This window comes from Bacillus mobilis, from assembly GCF_001884045.1.
In the GTDB taxonomy this organism is placed as follows: domain Bacteria; phylum Bacillota; class Bacilli; order Bacillales; family Bacillaceae_G; genus Bacillus_A; species Bacillus_A mobilis.
On record NZ_MACF01000014.1, the window covers coordinates 13,068 to 29,597 of the forward strand.

Annotated in this window: 17 protein-coding genes; 16 read left to right on the plus strand and 1 reads right to left on the minus strand. The window is 36.7% G+C overall.

All coding sequences use genetic code 11. The annotated features are described in order from the left end of the window. Positions 1 to 12: 12 nt before the first annotated feature. The 5 genes from mnmG to spo0J all read left to right on the plus strand — a co-directional run bounded on the left by mnmG (position 13) and on the right by spo0J (position 5,416). Positions 13 to 1,902, plus strand: coding sequence for a tRNA uridine-5-carboxymethylaminomethyl(34) synthesis enzyme MnmG (gene mnmG, locus BAQ44_RS00510; protein ID WP_063262418.1), 1,890 nt, complete (start codon positions 13 to 15; stop codon positions 1,900 to 1,902). Positions 1,903 to 1,923: 21 nt separating this feature from the next. Further along, positions 1,924 to 2,643, plus strand: coding sequence for a 16S rRNA (guanine(527)-N(7))-methyltransferase RsmG (gene rsmG, locus BAQ44_RS00515; RefSeq protein ID WP_061679593.1), 720 nt, complete (start codon positions 1,924 to 1,926; stop codon positions 2,641 to 2,643). Between the two features lie 105 nt (positions 2,644 to 2,748). After that, the gene (gene noc, locus BAQ44_RS00520) at positions 2,749 to 3,621 is read left to right on the plus strand and encodes a nucleoid occlusion protein (RefSeq protein WP_000799027.1); all 873 of its coding nucleotides are present in this window, start codon (positions 2,749 to 2,751) and stop codon (positions 3,619 to 3,621) included. A gap of 189 nt (positions 3,622 to 3,810) precedes the next feature. Then, positions 3,811 to 4,572: a sporulation initiation inhibitor protein Soj gene (soj, locus tag BAQ44_RS00525; protein WP_000516117.1), complete on the plus strand. Its 762-nt coding sequence runs from the start codon at positions 3,811 to 3,813 to the stop codon at positions 4,570 to 4,572. Continuing rightward, positions 4,565 to 5,416: a stage 0 sporulation protein Spo0J gene (spo0J, locus tag BAQ44_RS00530; RefSeq protein ID WP_080467748.1), complete on the plus strand. Its 852-nt coding sequence runs from the start codon at positions 4,565 to 4,567 to the stop codon at positions 5,414 to 5,416. The genes soj and spo0J overlap by 8 nt, the downstream gene beginning before the upstream one ends. A 20-nt stretch (positions 5,417 to 5,436) precedes the next feature. Here spo0J and yyaC read toward each other — a convergent pair whose 3' ends face one another. After that, the gene (gene yyaC, locus BAQ44_RS00535) at positions 5,437 to 6,033 is read right to left on the minus strand and encodes a spore protease YyaC (RefSeq protein WP_001020739.1); all 597 of its coding nucleotides are present in this window, start codon (positions 6,031 to 6,033) and stop codon (positions 5,437 to 5,439) included. Between the two features lie 259 nt (positions 6,034 to 6,292). On the opposite strand from yyaC, the gene BAQ44_RS00540 reads away from it, so the two are divergent. The 11 genes from BAQ44_RS00540 to BAQ44_RS00590 all read left to right on the plus strand — a co-directional run bounded on the left by BAQ44_RS00540 (position 6,293) and on the right by BAQ44_RS00590 (position 16,320). Next, positions 6,293 to 7,174 (plus strand): mechanosensitive ion channel family protein, encoded by an 882-nt coding sequence (locus tag BAQ44_RS00540; RefSeq protein WP_063262416.1) that lies wholly within the window; start codon positions 6,293 to 6,295, stop codon positions 7,172 to 7,174. 20 nt (positions 7,175 to 7,194) lie between these two features. Further along, on the plus strand, positions 7,195 to 7,392 hold the full coding sequence (locus BAQ44_RS00545) for a DUF951 domain-containing protein (protein WP_000436051.1): 198 nt from the start codon (positions 7,195 to 7,197) through the stop codon (positions 7,390 to 7,392). Between the two features lie 114 nt (positions 7,393 to 7,506). Continuing rightward, positions 7,507 to 8,607 (plus strand): redox-regulated ATPase YchF, encoded by a 1,101-nt coding sequence (gene ychF, locus BAQ44_RS00550; protein ID WP_061679597.1) that lies wholly within the window; start codon positions 7,507 to 7,509, stop codon positions 8,605 to 8,607. A gap of 191 nt (positions 8,608 to 8,798) precedes the next feature. Next, on the plus strand, positions 8,799 to 9,089 hold the full coding sequence (gene rpsF / locus BAQ44_RS00555) for a 30S ribosomal protein S6 (protein WP_001233781.1): 291 nt from the start codon (positions 8,799 to 8,801) through the stop codon (positions 9,087 to 9,089). 26 nt (positions 9,090 to 9,115) lie between these two features. Then, positions 9,116 to 9,637 carry a single-stranded DNA-binding protein gene (ssb, locus tag BAQ44_RS00560; protein ID WP_000981963.1) on the plus strand — a complete coding sequence of 174 codons (522 nt, stop codon included), beginning with the start codon at positions 9,116 to 9,118 and terminating at the stop codon, positions 9,635 to 9,637. Between the two features lie 44 nt (positions 9,638 to 9,681). Further along, a complete protein-coding gene (gene rpsR / locus BAQ44_RS00565; protein ID WP_000918874.1) occupies positions 9,682 to 9,915 on the plus strand; it encodes a 30S ribosomal protein S18 in 234 nt (77 codons plus the stop codon). 80 nt (positions 9,916 to 9,995) lie between these two features. Next, on the plus strand, positions 9,996 to 10,931 hold the full coding sequence (locus BAQ44_RS00570; protein WP_071720184.1) for a YybS family protein: 936 nt from the start codon (positions 9,996 to 9,998) through the stop codon (positions 10,929 to 10,931). 78 nt (positions 10,932 to 11,009) lie between these two features. Beyond that, positions 11,010 to 12,983: a DHH family phosphoesterase gene (locus tag BAQ44_RS00575; protein WP_061679599.1), complete on the plus strand. Its 1,974-nt coding sequence runs from the start codon at positions 11,010 to 11,012 to the stop codon at positions 12,981 to 12,983. Then, positions 12,980 to 13,426, plus strand: a complete 447-nt coding sequence (gene rplI, locus BAQ44_RS00580; RefSeq protein WP_061679600.1) for a 50S ribosomal protein L9 — start codon at positions 12,980 to 12,982, stop codon at positions 13,424 to 13,426. Before BAQ44_RS00575 ends, rplI begins: the two co-directional genes overlap by 4 nt. Positions 13,427 to 13,453: 27 nt before the next feature. After that, the gene (gene dnaB / locus BAQ44_RS00585; RefSeq protein ID WP_061679601.1) at positions 13,454 to 14,815 is read left to right on the plus strand and encodes a replicative DNA helicase; all 1,362 of its coding nucleotides are present in this window, start codon (positions 13,454 to 13,456) and stop codon (positions 14,813 to 14,815) included. A gap of 215 nt (positions 14,816 to 15,030) precedes the next feature. After that, the gene (locus BAQ44_RS00590; RefSeq protein WP_000100234.1) at positions 15,031 to 16,320 is read left to right on the plus strand and encodes an adenylosuccinate synthase; all 1,290 of its coding nucleotides are present in this window, start codon (positions 15,031 to 15,033) and stop codon (positions 16,318 to 16,320) included. Positions 16,321 to 16,530 lie beyond the last annotated feature (210 nt).

Consider the following 16,530-nt stretch of genomic DNA (forward strand, 5'->3'; position numbering starts at 1 on the left):
GAGGAATAAACAATGGGATACAATGCCGGTTCATACGATGTCATAGTAATCGGTGCAGGTCATGCAGGATGTGAAGCTGGTCTTGCGGCAGCACGAATGGGCTCCAACACATTAATGTTAACAATTAATTTAGATATGGTAGCGTTTATGCCATGTAACCCTTCTGTTGGTGGACCAGCAAAAGGGATTGTTGTTCGTGAAATTGATGCATTAGGCGGAGAAATGGGACGCAACATTGATAAAACACATATTCAAATGCGTATGTTAAATACAGGTAAAGGACCAGCTGTGCGCGCACTTCGAGCACAAGCAGATAAGTTCTCTTACCAGCATGAATTAAAGAAAACAATTGAAGAAACACCAAATCTAACGTTGTTCCAAGGAATGGTAGAGCGTTTAATTGTTGAAGATGGCGAATGTAAAGGGGTAATTACGCAATCTGGTGCTGAATATACAGCAAAGACAGTAGTAATTACGACTGGAACATTTTTACGTGGTGAGATTATTATGGGGGATTTAAAATATTCGAGCGGTCCAAATAATCAACAACCATCTATTACTTTGTCTGAACATTTAGAGGAGCTTGGATTTGATCTAGTTAGATTTAAAACAGGTACACCTCCGCGTGTAAATAGTAATACAATTGATTACAGTAAAACAGAAATTCAACCAGGTGATGATAAACCACGATCTTTCTCTTTTGAAACGACAAAATTTATTATGGATCAAATTCCATGTTGGTTGACGTATACAAGTACGGAAACACATCGTTTAATAGATGAAAACCTACATCGCTCAGCTATGTATTCTGGTATGATTAAGGGAACAGGACCTAGATACTGCCCTTCAATTGAAGACAAAGTAGTAAGGTTTAATGATAAACCACGTCATCAAATTTTCTTAGAGCCAGAGGGACGTAATACACAAGAAGTGTATGTACAAGGTTTATCCACAAGCTTACCAGAAGATGTACAGCGTGATATGCTTAGAACAATCCCTGGTCTAGAAAACGTTGAAATGATGCGTACAGGTTATGCGATTGAATATGATGCGATTGTGCCAACACAACTATGGCCAACACTTGAAACGAAAAAAATTAAAAATTTATATACAGCAGGACAGATTAACGGAACTTCTGGTTATGAAGAGGCAGCAGGACAAGGGCTTATGGCTGGAATTAACGCAGCATGTCGTTCTTTAGGCAAAAAAGAAGTTATTTTAGGTCGCGAGGATGCTTATATTGGTGTCTTAATTGATGATCTTGTAACGAAAGGTACAAATGAACCATATCGTTTATTAACGTCTCGTGCGGAATATCGTCTATTATTACGCCATGATAATGCTGATCTTCGTTTAACTGAAGTTGGTCGTGAAATTGGACTAATTAAAGAAGAGCGCTATGAGCGATTTACAAATAAAAAATTACAAATTGAACAGGAAAAGGAACGTTTAAGCAGCATCATTATTAAGCCACGTCCTGAAGTTCAAGAATTAATTCGTAGCATTGGCGGAAGTGAACTGAAAGATGGAATACGTGCAAGTGACTTATTACGTCGTCCAGAGATGACATATGAGCACATTCATCTTTTAGTACCAAGTGAAGTAGAATTAAGTGATGAAGTGACAGAACAAGTTGAAATTCAGATTAAGTACGAAGGATATATTGAAAAGTCTTTACAGCAAGTAGAGCGTATGAAGAAAATGGAAAACAAAAAAATCCCTGTGGATATTGATTATGATGCGATTTCTAGCATTGCCTCAGAAGCTAGACAGAAATTGAAAGATGTTCGTCCACTTTCAATGGGGCAGGCTTCACGTATTTCTGGCGTAAACCCAGCGGATGTTTCCATTTTACTTGTGTATATTGAACAAGGAAAAATTGCGCGAGTATCGAACCAATAAATAGTAAGGAGATATTGCTAGATGAACATAGAACAATTTCAATCTATGCTAGAAGAGAAGGGTATCACCCTCTCTTCTAGACAGTTAGAGCAGTTCGAAATCTACTTCGAAACATTAGTAGAGTGGAATGAAAAAATGAATTTAACGGCTATTACGGAGAAAGAAGAAGTATATTTAAAACACTTTTTTGATTCTATTACAGCTGCTTTTTATTATGATTTTTCAAAACCATTCTCAATTTGTGATGTTGGCGCAGGAGCTGGATTCCCAAGTATTCCTTTAAAAATTTGTTTCCCGCACTTAAAAGTGACAATTGTAGACTCATTGCAAAAACGCATTAATTTCTTAAATCATTTAGCACAAAAGTTGGAATTAAGTGACGTTGCGTTTTGTCATGATCGTGCTGAAACATTTGGGAAAAAGGAAAGTGTACGTGAATCGTACGATATTGTAATGGCACGTGCAGTTGCGCGTCTTTCAGTATTAAGTGAGCTATGTTTACCACTTGTAAAAGTTGGAGGAACATTCATTGCAATGAAAGGTGCTGCAGCAAACGAAGAAATTGAAAATGGCAAGTATGCTTTAGAGGTGCTAGGCGGGGATCTAAAAGAAATGTCTACGTTCCAATTACCGTTTGAAGAAAGTGAACGTAATATTTTATTAATCGAGAAAAAGCGCAAGACACCAAAGAAATATCCACGCAAACCGGGAACACCCAATAAATTACCTATTGAAAAATAAATCTTATTAGACGTAAGATTAAATTATATAAATGAAAACGTAAATGTTTCATAGGAAACATTTTATGGAGAATAGTCAATAGGCCTAAAAGGTGGTGGAATATGTATGAAAAATACGTTTTCTCGTTTATTTGGCTTTGGAGATAAAGAGAGCGAATTCGAATTACAAGACGAAAGCCATGAAGAAATAGATAAAAAGGTATATGAAGAAATACAAGAAATTCCGATAGTAAATATTACCCCTAACCGTTATCAACCACGAACAGTTTTTGATGATGCGCGTATTGAGGAGCTAGCATTAACGATTCGTACACATGGGCTTATTCAGCCAATTGTTGTGAGGCAATATGAGGATGATAAGTATGAAATTATTGCTGGGGAAAGACGTTTCCGTGCGGCAACAAAGTTAGGGTGGGAAAAGGTTCCTGCAATTATAAAGAACTTAAATGATACAGAGACAGCTTCTGTAGCTTTAATTGAAAACTTGCAACGTGAGGAACTAACAGCAATCGAGGAAGCTGTGGCATATCAAAAGCTAATTGAGTTACATAATTTAACACAAGAAGCATTGGCACAACGACTTGGAAAAGGACAATCCACAATCGCAAATAAGTTGCGATTGTTAAAGTTGCCTGAAGAAATAAAAAGTGCGTTATTAGAAAAAAGCATTACAGAAAGACATGCCCGCGCGCTCATTCCTTTAAAGAATGAGGAATTACAACTGAAGGTTTTACAGGAAATTGTGGAGAAACAGCTGAATGTAAAGCAAACAGAGGAACGAATTGCGAAATTACTAGAGGAAGCAAAACCGAAGCGTAAGGCAAAGCAAAAAGCAGTAAGTCGAGATACGAGAATTGCCATGAATACAATTAGGCAGTCATTACAAATGGTTGCTGACAGTGGTTTAAATGTTAATTCTGAGGAAGAAGAATTTGATGAGTACTATCAAATTACAATTCAAATTCCGAAGAAAAAATAATAATGGCGTGTTAGAGACCTTATCCTATTGGATAGGTCTCTTTTACTATATTTTCTTGTTAGATGAAGAAGGAGTTTACAAATAAATTTTGAAGTTTAATAAGGACGTAAAAGAAAAACTTTTATTTCATGTTACAATAAACGTAATTGTTACTAGAATAAGATAGAAAGGTTGAAAGTAGGTGACATCATGGGAAAAATCATTGCTATTGCCAATCAAAAAGGTGGCGTTGGGAAAACAACCACATCTGTTAATTTAGGGGCTGGATTGGCACAAGTAGGTAAAAAGGTCCTTCTTGTAGATATTGATGCTCAAGGAAATGCAACAACTGGTGTGGGAATTGAAAAATCCGAATTAGATCAATGTATTTACAATGTTCTTGTGGAAGATGCAGATGTTCAAGGGGTTATACGTAAAACTGCAACTGAAAACTTAGATGTTCTACCCGCTACAATTCAATTGGCAGGTGCAGAAATTGAATTGGTACCGACTATTTCCCGGGAAGTACGTTTACAAAGGGCATTACAGCCAGTTCGTGATGAATATGACTATATTATTATCGACTGTCCCCCGTCCTTAGGGTTATTAACGATTAATGCATTAACCGCAGCAGATTCTGTTATTATTCCTGTTCAATGCGAGTATTACGCACTAGAAGGATTGAGTCAGCTATTAAATACAGTTCGACTTGTGCAAAAGCACTTAAATAAAAATCTAGCAATTCAAGGTGTATTGCTAACAATGTTGGATGCCCGTACGAATTTAGGGATTCAGGTTATAGATGAAGTGAAAAAATACTTTAGAGATAAAGTATACCGTTCGATTATTCCTCGTAATGTTCGTTTAAGTGAAGCACCAAGTCATGGGAAACCAATTATGCAGTATGACGCTAAATCAAGAGGGGCAGAAGTATATATAGATTTAGCAGAGGAAGTGATTGCAGGTGGCTAAAGGATTAGGAAGAGGAATCAATGTGTTTTTTCCTGATTTAGATGTGAAAGAAGAAGAGACAATTCAGGAGATTGCGATAACTGAATTAAGACCGAATCCATATCAACCACGTAAACACTTTAATAAAGAGGCGATTCAAGAATTAGCGGCTTCTATTAAAGAGCATGGCATACTGCAACCATTAATTGCTAGGAAGAGTATTAAAGGATATGAAATCGTTGCAGGCGAAAGAAGATATCGTGCTGCCAAAGAGGCGGGGCTCGAAAAAGTACCTGCTGTTGTAAGACAATTAAATGAGCAGCAAATGATGGAGTTTGCATTGCTTGAAAACTTACAACGAGAAGATTTAAATCCAATGGAAGAAGCAATGGCATATCAAATGTTAATGAATGAGCTAAGTATAACGCAAGAACAATTAGCAAAACGTCTTGGTAAGAGCAGACCTTACATTGCAAACTATACACGGTTATTAAGCCTCCCTTCTTTTGTGCAAGATATGATTGCAAATGGCCAACTTTCAATGGCTCATGGGAGAACTTTGCTTACGATAAAAGATGAAGAACAATTAAAATCTTTATTAAAACGAATTGAAAAAGAAGGATTAAATGTTCGTCAATTAGAGAAAATTGTTCAGGAGATTAATCAACGCGTTTCACGTGAAACAAAACAAGTGAAAAAAGAGAGAAATATATTTTTTGTAGAGCGCGAAACGTTCTTAAGAGAAAAGTTTGGTACAGATGTGAAGATTAAAGAAACGAAAAAAGAAAAAGGTAAAATCGAAATTGAATTTTTTAATAAAGAAGATTTAAATCGTATTTTAGAATTATTAGCACGGAAAAACTAAAAAGCAAACCATCTTATTATTTATAGATGGTTTGCTTTTTTTAATACAGATAATTTTTGGTCTGTTTCTTTTATACTTTGTGCAATTACATCAGCCATTTTCATGACTAAACTTAATCTTGTATTCTGAAGGACGAAAAACTCCATAAAACCATTTAAATTTACGATGCCATGGATATGTAAATCACCAACTGCAGGTAACTTTTTGTTCATCGCAGCGCCAGGTTTACTAGGCCCCATTCCGGTAGTGATGGAACCGATACTTTGAGACTTTCCTAAACAGGCATCAACCGCAATTATAAACGAAGTAGGATTATCTTTCTGTATATTCTGAATTCTTTCTTCTAAATTTAGCGCATGTACTGGCTCATCTAGTGTGCCAAACACTTGGAAGTTTTTAATTCCTACTTGTTCTAGTTTCGTACCGACTAACGGACCGAGTGCATCGCCTGTAGAACGATCTGTTCCAATACAAACGAGAATAATTGGTATATTGGTTTTTATAGGGATATGGGAAAGTAGGAAGTTACTAATTGTCTCGGAGGCCTCTACGTCTTGGTGCATAACATTTTGAGTTTCTTTTTCGAAAAAGGGTAAGCGAAAACTTCCAATATTCATGAAGCATCCATCCTTTTAATAAATTTTCAAAATATGTTATATGGTGAGTAAAATGGAAAACTATAAGTGCGTACTTCTTGTAAAACTTGAGTGAAAACGGAAATAATAGTACTAGTATATATATATCCGTTCCATTTTATACCTGTATGGAAGTTAACAAATGCAATTAAAGTTATAAAATTTTTTCAGCAATTAGGAGACTTCTGATACAATAAGAAGGATAACTAAAAAGAAATTTTGGCTGGAGAGGTAGAGGTACATGGATTTATTAACAAAGTGGTTTAATGCCACGAAACAGTATTTATTAAATGCTGATCGTTGGGCTGATATTGGAACAGCGACATTGAAAATATGTATTATTTTAATAATTGGTGCGATTGTTGTACGAGTTGCGCGTGCAATTGTGCGAAATGCGTTTCGTATGGGAAGCCGTTCGCCAATTCAAATTTCAGAACGTCGTACAGTTACAGTAGCGAAGTTACTTGAAAATATTGTGGCATACGTCGTTATGTTCATTATGTTAATTGCAATTTTGGGTGTGTTTAATATTAATGCATCTGGTCTATTAGCGGGTGCTGGGGTAATTGGTTTAGCGGTCGGATTTGGTGCTCAAAGTTTAGTGAAAGATGTTATTACGGGGTTATTTATCTTGCTAGAAGATCAATTTTCAGTAGGTGACTATGTGAAAATTGGTCAGTTTGAAGGTGTCGTTCTAGAAATTGGACTTCGTACAACAAAAGTAAAGAGTTGGACAGGTGAAATTCATACTTTACCAAACGGAAGTATCATTCAGGTTACAAACTATTCAGTTAGTAATAGTGTAGCATTTGTTGATGTATCGATTTCGTATGAGGCTGATATAGCGAAAGCGGAGCAAGTCATTGAAGAGTTATTAGAAGAATTACCTGCACAGTATACGCAAATGGTAGCAAGGCCTCAGTTATTAGGTGTGCAAACATTAGCTGCATCAGAAGTTATATTACGTGTTATTGCGGAAGTAGAGCCGATGCAACATGCGGTTGTTGCAAGAGCCCTTCGTAAAGAAATTAAAAATCGTCTAGATTTACATGGAATTGAAATTCCATATCCACGTATGGTTCTATATAATCGTGAAGAATTGGTGAGTGGAAAAGCAATTTAGTATGGAGAGGGGTTTGGAGAATGGAGCAAAAGCAGTATAACTTGTACGATGTTGTGGAAATGAAGAAAGCCCACCCATGTGGTGAGAATCGCTGGAAGATTATTCGTATGGGAATGGATATCCGCATTAAGTGCGAGGGATGTGACCATTCAGTAATGATTCCTCGAAGAGAATTTGATCGTAAGGTGAAAAAAATACTTGTGAAGCACGAAGAATAGAGAGAAAGTAACAGTTGCAATGGGCGGCTGTTACTTTTTTCGTTTGGAGGAAACTTGTCATTTTTTTCGTTACTATCTATAATGATGAAAGATTGAGACATAGGAGTGAAAAATATGGGATTAACGGCTGGGATTGTTGGATTACCTAACGTAGGGAAGTCAACTTTATTTAATGCAATTACACAAGCAGGAGCAGAATCTGCAAACTATCCATTCTGTACAATTGATCCAAACGTAGGGATTGTAGAAGTACCAGATGAGCGTTTAAATAAATTAACGGAATTAGTAGAACCGAAAAAAACTGTTCCGACTGTATTTGAGTTTACTGATATTGCAGGTATCGTAAAAGGTGCTAGTAAAGGTGAAGGTTTAGGAAATAAATTCTTATCTCACATTCGCCAAGTAGATGCAATTTGCCAAGTTGTTCGTTGTTTTGAAGACGAAAATATTACACACGTTTCAGGGAAAGTAGATCCAATCGATGATATTGAAACAATCAACTTAGAGCTAATCTTAGCGGATTTAGAATCTGTTGATAAACGTATCGAACGTGTTGCGAAATTAGCAAGACAAAAAGATAAAGAAGCAGTATATGAGCATGAAATTTTAGTTCGCTTAAAAGAAGCTTTTGAAGAGGGCAAACCAGCTCGTACTGTTGAATTCACAGAAGAGCAAATGAAGATTGTTAAAGGCCTTCATTTACTTACAACGAAAGAAATGTTATATGTAGCAAACGTAAGTGAGGACGATATTATCGATCCTTCTGCAAACAAATACGTACAAATGGTAAAAGAATTTGCTGCAAATGAAAATGCTCAAGTAATCGTTGTATGTGCAAAAATCGAAGAAGAAATCGCTGAGCTAGACGAGGAAGAGAAAAAAGTATTCCTTGAAGAACTAGGCATTGAAGAATCTGGTTTAGATCAATTAATTCGTGCTGCATATGATTTATTAGGACTTGCTACTTACTTCACAGCAGGTGTACAAGAAGTACGTGCATGGACGTTCAAACAAGGTATGAAAGCACCACAATGTGCGGGCGTAATTCATACAGACTTTGAGCGTGGATTTATTCGTGCGGAAACAGTTTCTTACGAAGACTTAATGACAAACGGTTCTATGACAGCTGCAAAAGAAGCTGGTAAAGTTCGTTTAGAAGGAAAAGAGTATATCGTAAAAGACGGAGACGTTATGCACTTCCGTTTCAACGTTTAATTTAATATTTCCTAGGAAAAATAAAGATATGAGCTTGGCAAATATATTATGTGTTTGCCAAGTTTTTTATGCATGGGTGAGTTGATTCATCTAACTTACTATGATATAATCTAAACTCGTGAGTAATTACTATAAATTAATTGCTCCTTGCCCATTATGGGCCGTTTAGACCAAAAGGAGGTGAAAGTGTAATGAGAAAGTACGAAATTATGTACATCATTCGTCCTGGCGTTGAAGAAGAAGCTCAAAAAGCTTTAGTTGAACGTTTCGCAGGTGTTTTAACAAACAATGGTGCAGAAATCATTAACACGAAAGAGTGGGGTAAGCGTCGTTTAGCTTACGAAATCAACGACTTACGTGAAGGTTTCTACATGATCTTAAACGTGAACTCTAACGCAGAAGCGATTAATGAATTCGACCGTTTAGCTAAGATCAACGAAGACATCCTTCGTCATATCGTTGTTAAAGAAGAAGAAAAATAATTGATATATAAGGGAGAGTGGTTCGATTGATGAATCGTGTTATCCTCGTTGGTCGTTTAACTAAGGACCCTGACTTACGTTACACGCCCAATGGTGTTGCAGTAGCTACTTTTACGTTAGCTGTGAATCGCGCATTTGCGAATCAACAAGGTGAGCGTGAAGCTGACTTTATTAATTGTGTAATATGGCGTAAACAAGCAGAAAACGTAGCAAATTATTTGAAAAAAGGTAGCTTAGCAGGCGTAGATGGACGTCTTCAAACTCGTAATTACGATGGACAAGATGGTAAACGTGTATATGTAACAGAAGTTCTTGCGGAAAGCGTACAATTTTTAGAGCCGCGTAATGGCGGTGGGGAGCAACGTGGTTCATTTAATCAGCAACCATCAGGAGCTGGTTTCGGTAACCAAAGCTCTAACCCATTTGGTCAATCTAGTAATTCAGGCAACCAAGGTAACCAAGGGAACTCTGGATTTACGAAGAATGACGATCCATTTTCAAATGTAGGTCAACCGATCGACATTTCCGACGACGATTTACCGTTCTAATACAGTAAATTAGTTAGTTTTAACAAAGAATGGAGGGAATAGACATGGCAGGACGCAAAGGTGGACGTGCGAAACGTCGTAAGGTGTGTTTCTTCACATCTAACGGCATCACTCGCATTGACTATAAAGATGTTGATTTATTAAAACGTTTCGTTTCTGAGCGTGGTAAAATTTTACCTCGTCGTGTAACAGGAACAAGCGCAAAATACCAACGCAAACTTACAGTTGCAATTAAACGTGCTCGTCAAATGGCACTTTTACCATATGTTGGTGAATAATAGCGTATGAAATGCACAGTAGAGTCGGACTCTACTGTGCATTTTGCTATGCTTTTCTTTTTTGAAAGAGAGGTTAGATGATGAAGAATACGAAATTTATTACTGAGGGTGCAGCACTGTTAGCAATATATGCAATGTTATTGCTTATATCTATGTATGTTCCGATTTTGGGTACAGTTATAACGTTTGCGTTGCCATTGCCATTTATATTACTAACGATAAGATATAGATTATCTAACGCCTTTGTAATTTTTACGGCGGCACTTTTTATTACTGTTATTGTCAGTCAACCGATGAACCTAGTAAAGACAACTATGTTTGGATTGATAGGTATCGTTTTAGGATATATGTATAAAAAACGAAAAAAGCCGGTAGAAATTTTGATGGCGGGGACGCTTGCGTACTTAATTGGTATTATGCTCATTTATGTTGCGAGTATAAAGTTTTTTAACATAGATTTAATGAAGCAAATGCAAAATATGTTTAATGAAAGTATGGCGCAAAGTGAAAAGATAGTTAATGCTGCGGGTATGCCTATTAGTGAAGAGCAAAAAGAGTTATTTACACAATTTAATGATGTGTTACAAACTTTATTCCCAAGTTTACTTGTAATGGTCTCGGTATGTTTTTCTTGGATTACAGTCATGATATCGGGTAGTGTTTTGAGAAAACTAAAGCATGACGTTATGCCCTGGCCTAAATTTAAAGATATACAATTACCAAAGAGTATTGTTTGGTATTACGTTATATTTATTCTGCTATCAATCTTTATAAAAGTAGAACCGACATCATATTTACATATGGTATTTTCTAACCTATATGTCATATTTGCTTTACTACTAGTACTGCAAGGTCTGACATTTATCACCTTTATAGCGCATAGCAAAGGTTTTACAAAAGGGGTTCCTATTATTAGTTTTATTGCCTGCATGTTTATTCCAATGCTGTTTCCTCTTGTGACAATCTTAGGTATAATTGATTTAGGGATTTCATTGCGTTCTAAAATAGGAGGATAAAGTAATATTCCTTATACTATTTTAATCTGTTTAACTAACTGGAAGGTGAGTTAGTTTTACTTTATAGGAGTTGTATACATGCCTGAATTTTATAAGAAACAGTGGTTTTTATATCCTGTTTACGTATTGGCATTTTTCGTGTTTGTTCTCATTTCAATCCTCTGTTATTTTCATTTAATGATGGGGATAGCCGCCTTTTTTATCTTTTGTATTGTACTTTTTGTTGTTGTACGATTTGAACTTACCTTTCAAAAGAACTTTGAAAAACATACGACAGAGATGATTACAAGGGTAAAGAAAGTGAGTAATGAGGCATTTAACCAAATGCCGATTGGTATTTTGTTATACAATAAGGATTATGGGATTGATTGGGCGAATCCTTATTTATCTTCATGCCTAGGGCAGCATGCATTAGCTGGATGGCACCTTTATGATGTATCAGAAACGTTACTTCTTTTTATTAAAGGAGAAACTTCCGATGATATAGTCTCTTTAAATAATCGAAAGTTTCGCGTTTTTGTAAGGAAAGAAGAGAAGTTAATCTATTTCTTTGATGTAACAGAACAAACTGAGATTGAAAAGATGTACGAGGATCAACGCACTGTTTTAGCTGTCATTTATTTAGATAATTATGATGAAGTTACACAAGGATTAGATGATCAATTACGTACGAATATAACAAGTCTTGTAACGTCACGACTAAATGAATGGGCCGTTAAGTATGGGGCATATTTAAAACGTGCATCTTCAGAAAGATTCTTCGTTGTACTAAATGAAAGTATTTTAGCACAAATGGAGAAAGGGAAATTTAGCATTTTAGATCAAGTGCGTGAAGAAACATCTAAAAGGAATATACCACTTACCTTAAGCGTAGGTGTTGGATCAGGTGATTTACCTTTATCAGAGCTTGGGGCAATGGCTCAGTCCGGCTTAGACCTTGCGCTTGGCCGTGGTGGAGATCAAGTTGCAATTAAACAAGCGACAGGTAAAGTTAAGTTTTATGGTGGTAAGACAAATCCGGTTGAAAAACGTACTCGTGTACGTGCTAGAGTTATTTCGCATGCATTAAAGGATTTAGTATTAGAAAGTAGCAATGTCATTATAATGGGGCATAGAGCTCCTGATATGGACGCAATCGGTGCTGCGATTGGTATTTTAAAGGTAGCGCAATTAAATGAGCGCAAAGGATATATTGTGCTAGATGAAAATGATTCTGATAAGGGAATTAAGCGTTTAATGGATAAAGTGAAACAAAACGAAGAGTTATGGTCTCACTTTATTACACCAGAACAAGCGATGGAATTTGCAAATGATGATTCGTTACTTGTTGTTGTTGATACGCATAAACCTTCAATGGTGATGGAAGAAAAGCTGTTACACAAAATTGAAAATGTAGTTGTTATTGACCATCATCGCCGAGGAGAAGATTTTATTGAAGATCCATTGCTTGTTTACATGGAGCCATATGCTTCTTCCACGGCAGAACTTGTTACAGAATTACTTGAATACCAACCGAAAAATTTAAAAATGACAATGTTAGAAGCGACGGCATTGTTAGCGGGTATTATTGTTGATACGAAAAGCTTTACATTCCGGACGGGTGCTCGTACGTTTGATGCGGCTTCTTATTTACGCTCACATGGTGCAGATACTGTGCTTGTACAAGAGCTTTTAAAAGAAGATATGGATCAGTACCTACGGGTTGCAAAAGCTATTAAAAATGCGTACATTTATACAAATGGAATTGCGATTGCAAAAGTGGATAGTGATGATTACTACGATCAAGTGCTTATTGCGCAATCGGCGGACACATTATTAACAATGACAGGAATTATTGCATCATTTGTTATTGCAAAACGTGGCGAGAATTTCATTGGAATTAGCGGCAGGTCTTTAGGTGAAGTGAATGTGCAGCTAATTATGGAGAATTTAGGCGGTGGTGGGCATTTAACGAATGCAGCCACACAAATGAAAAATGTTACAGTAGATGAAGCTGAGGAGAAGCTTCGATTTGTTATTGATGACTATTTACAGGGAGGCACACAATCATGAAAGTAATTTTTCTAAAAGACGTAAAAGGTAAAGGGAAAAAAGGAGAAGTAAAAAACGTACCAGATGGCTATGCAAATAACTTCTTACTAAAACAAGGATTAGCTGCTGAGGCGACAAATAGCAGTATGAAAACTTTAGAAGCTCAAAAACGCAAAGAAGAAAAAGATGCAGAGGCAGAGCTTGAAAGTGCAAAAGAGTTAAAAGAAACGTTAGAGAAACTAACTGTGGAAGTAAAGGCTAAATCTGGAGAAGGTGGCCGTCTATTCGGTTCAATCACAAGTAAACAAATCGTAGATGCAATGCAAAAATCACATAAAATTAAACTTGATAAGCGTAAATTTGAAATGGATGATGCGATCCGTGCATTAGGCTATACAAACGTTACTGTGAAATTGCATCCGCAAGTAACAGCAACAGTAAAAGTTCATGTTAGTGAACAATAAAAATAAGTTAAGCAAGGAGGATTGCGTATGAGTGATGTAATGGCTGATCGTACCCCTCCGCATAATATAGAGGCTGAGCAGGCGGTTTTAGGGGCCATATTAATTGACCAAGATGCATTAACGGCAGCGTCGGAATTATTGGTACCTGACTCATTTTATCGAACGAAACATCAAAAGATTTTTGAAGTCATGCTTGGGTTATCTGATAAAGGAGAACCGATTGACTTAGTAATAATGACATCAGCAATGGCTGATCAAGGATTATTAGAAGAAGTTGGTGGGGTTTCTTACTTAGCAGAATTAGCAGAAGTTGTTCCAACTGCTGCTAACGTAGAATATTATGCACGAATCATCGCTGAAAAGGCGCTCTTACGTCGTTTGATTCGAACAGCGACTCATATCGTGTCTGATGGGTATGAGAGAGAAGATGATGTGGATGGCCTTTTAAATGAGGCTGAGAAAAAAATATTAGAAGTATCTCACCAAACGAATGCAAAAGCATTCCAAAATATTAAAGATGTTCTTGTAGATGCTTACGATAAAATTGAACTTTTGCATAATCAAAAAGGTGAAGTTACTGGGATACCAACTGGATTTACTGAATTAGATAAGATGACCGCAGGTTTCCAGCGAAATGATTTAATTATCGTAGCGGCACGTCCGTCAGTAGGGAAAACCGCATTTTCATTAAATATCGCACAAAACGTAGCGACGAAAACGGATGAAAATGTAGCGATTTTTAGTCTGGAGATGGGTTCTGATCAGCTTGTTATGCGTATGCTTTGTGCAGAAGGAAATATTGATGCACAAAGACTTCGTACCGGTTCATTAACTTCTGATGATTGGGCAAAATTAACGATGGCGATGGGTAGTCTTTCTAATGCTGGTATCTATATTGATGATACACCAGGGATTAAAGTAAATGAGATTCGAGCGAAATGTCGTAGATTAAAACAAGAACAAGGTCTTGGGATGGTTTTGATTGACTATTTACAGCTTATTCAAGGAAGCGGGAAATCAGGAGAAAACCGTCAGCAGGAAGTATCTGAGATCTCTCGTACATTAAAAGGGATTGCGCGTGAATTGCAAGTGCCTGTTATTGCCTTGTCACAGTTATCCCGTGGTGTAGAATCTCGTCAAGATAAACGTCCGATGATGTCTGATATTCGTGAATCGGGAAGTATTGAGCAGGATGCTGATATTGTAGCCTTCTTATATCGTGAAGATTACTATGACCGAGAAACGGAAAATAAAAATACGATTGAAATTATTATTGCAAAGCAGCGTAACGGTCCTGTAGGCTCAGTAGAGCTTGCATTCGTTAAAGAGTTCAATAAGTTCGTTAACTTAGAACGTCGCTTCGAGGATGGACATGCGCCGCCTGCATAAAGAGAGTATAAAAAAGAAACGCATTTCTTATAATAAGATGTGTTTCTTTTTTTTTATAGGAAAGATAAGGCTTTCATAATGTAAAAATATAATTCTTACGAACGAAAATGTTTTTTTATAAAAAAATGTTCGCTTTTTGGTTGACTTCTTTTTCGGTTTTGGTACAATTATATTGTTTGAATAGATCGTTTGAAAATCGCGGAGGTGCTTTAATAATGTCTTCAGTAGTAGTTGTAGGAACACAATGGGGCGACGAAGGAAAAGGTAAAATCACTGATTTTCTTTCTGAGCATGCGGAAGTAGTTGCAAGATATCAAGGTGGAAATAACGCGGGACATACAATTGTTTTCGGCGGAGTTAAATATAAATTACACTTAATTCCATCTGGTATTTTCTATAAAGAGAAAATTTGTGTAATCGGAAATGGCTTAGTAGTAGATCCGAAAGCATTACTTGAAGAGTTAAAATACTTACACGATCGTGGTGTAAGTACTGATAATTTACGTGTAAGTAACCGTGCGCACGTTATTTTACCTTATCACTTAAAACAAGATGAGTTAGAAGAAGCAAGTAAAGGTGATAACAAAATCGGTACAACGAAAAAAGGTATCGGTCCTGCATATATGGATAAAGCTGCTCGTATCGGTATTCGTATGGCTGATCTTTTAGACCGTGAAGCATTTAAAGAAAAGCTTGAGCGCAATTTAGTAGAAAAAAATCGTTTATTTGAAAAAATGTACGATACAGAAGGTTTCAGTGTAGAAGAAATCTTCGAAGAGTACTTCGAGTACGGACAACAAATCGCACAATATGTATGTGATACGTCTGTTGTATTAAATGATGCACTAGATAACAATCACCGTGTATTATTTGAAGGTGCACAAGGTGTTATGCTTGATATCGACCACGGTACGTACCCGTTCGTTACATCGTCTAACCCGATTGCTGGTGGTGTAACAGTTGGAACTGGAGTTGGTCCTGCGAAAGTTACTCGCGTTGTAGGTGTATGTAAAGCATATACAAGCCGCGTAGGTGATGGTCCGTTCCCTACTGAGCTTAATGATGAAATTGGTCATCAAATTCGTGAAGTTGGTCGTGAGTATGGAACGACAACTGGTCGTCCACGCCGTGTAGGTTGGTTCGATAGCGTTGTTGTAAGACATGCACGTCGTGTTAGTGGTTTAACAGATCTATCATTAAATTCTATCGACGTTCTAACAGGTATTCCGACTCTTAAAATTTGTGTTGCTTACAAATACAATGGCGAAGTTATCGATGAAGTTCCAGCAAACTTAAACATTTTAGCGAAATGTGAGCCTGTATACGAAGAGCTTTCAGGTTGGACAGAAGATATTACTGGTGTAAAATCATTAGACGAGCTTCCTGAAAATGCACGAAAATACGTAGAACGTGTTTCTGAGTTAACAGGAATTCAATTATCTATGTTCTCAGTTGGACCAGATCGTAACCAAACAAATATCGTTCGTAACGTATACGAAGCTTAATTGATATTTTTGAGAAAAAACTCATGTCCGCATGAGTTTTTTCTTATCTTTTATAAAAAAAATAAAAAAAGGTATTGCAAAAAACAAATAAAACATGTTATGATACATCTTGTCGTCACGAAAATATGACGTTGGTGAGTATGAGCCATTAGCTCAGTTGGTAGAGCATCTGACTTTTAATCAGAGGGTCGAAGGTTCGAATCCTTCATG

What these genes read in the sequence shown, in the direction of transcription:
- mnmG (WP_063262418.1), top strand. Translation starts at nt 13, where the DNA reads ATGGGATACAATGCCGGTTCATACGATGTCATAGTAATCGGTGCAGGT.
- rsmG (WP_061679593.1), top strand. Translation starts at nt 1,924, where the DNA reads ATGAACATAGAACAATTTCAATCTATGCTAGAAGAGAAGGGTATCACC.
- noc (WP_000799027.1), top strand. Translation starts at nt 2,749, where the DNA reads ATGAAAAATACGTTTTCTCGTTTATTTGGCTTTGGAGATAAAGAGAGC.
- soj (WP_000516117.1), top strand. Translation starts at nt 3,811, where the DNA reads ATGGGAAAAATCATTGCTATTGCCAATCAAAAAGGTGGCGTTGGGAAA.
- yyaC (WP_001020739.1), bottom strand. Translation starts at nt 6,033, where the DNA reads ATGAATATTGGAAGTTTTCGCTTACCCTTTTTCGAAAAAGAAACTCAA.
- BAQ44_RS00540 (WP_063262416.1), top strand. Translation starts at nt 6,293, where the DNA reads ATGGATTTATTAACAAAGTGGTTTAATGCCACGAAACAGTATTTATTA.
- BAQ44_RS00545 (WP_000436051.1), top strand. Translation starts at nt 7,195, where the DNA reads ATGGAGCAAAAGCAGTATAACTTGTACGATGTTGTGGAAATGAAGAAA.
- ychF (WP_061679597.1), top strand. Translation starts at nt 7,507, where the DNA reads ATGGGATTAACGGCTGGGATTGTTGGATTACCTAACGTAGGGAAGTCA.
- rpsF (WP_001233781.1), top strand. Translation starts at nt 8,799, where the DNA reads ATGAGAAAGTACGAAATTATGTACATCATTCGTCCTGGCGTTGAAGAA.
- rpsR (WP_000918874.1), top strand. Translation starts at nt 9,682, where the DNA reads ATGGCAGGACGCAAAGGTGGACGTGCGAAACGTCGTAAGGTGTGTTTC.
- BAQ44_RS00570 (WP_071720184.1), top strand. Translation starts at nt 9,996, where the DNA reads ATGAAGAATACGAAATTTATTACTGAGGGTGCAGCACTGTTAGCAATA.
- BAQ44_RS00575 (WP_061679599.1), top strand. Translation starts at nt 11,010, where the DNA reads ATGCCTGAATTTTATAAGAAACAGTGGTTTTTATATCCTGTTTACGTA.
- rplI (WP_061679600.1), top strand. Translation starts at nt 12,980, where the DNA reads ATGAAAGTAATTTTTCTAAAAGACGTAAAAGGTAAAGGGAAAAAAGGA.
- dnaB (WP_061679601.1), top strand. Translation starts at nt 13,454, where the DNA reads ATGAGTGATGTAATGGCTGATCGTACCCCTCCGCATAATATAGAGGCT.
- BAQ44_RS00590 (WP_000100234.1), top strand. Translation starts at nt 15,031, where the DNA reads ATGTCTTCAGTAGTAGTTGTAGGAACACAATGGGGCGACGAAGGAAAA.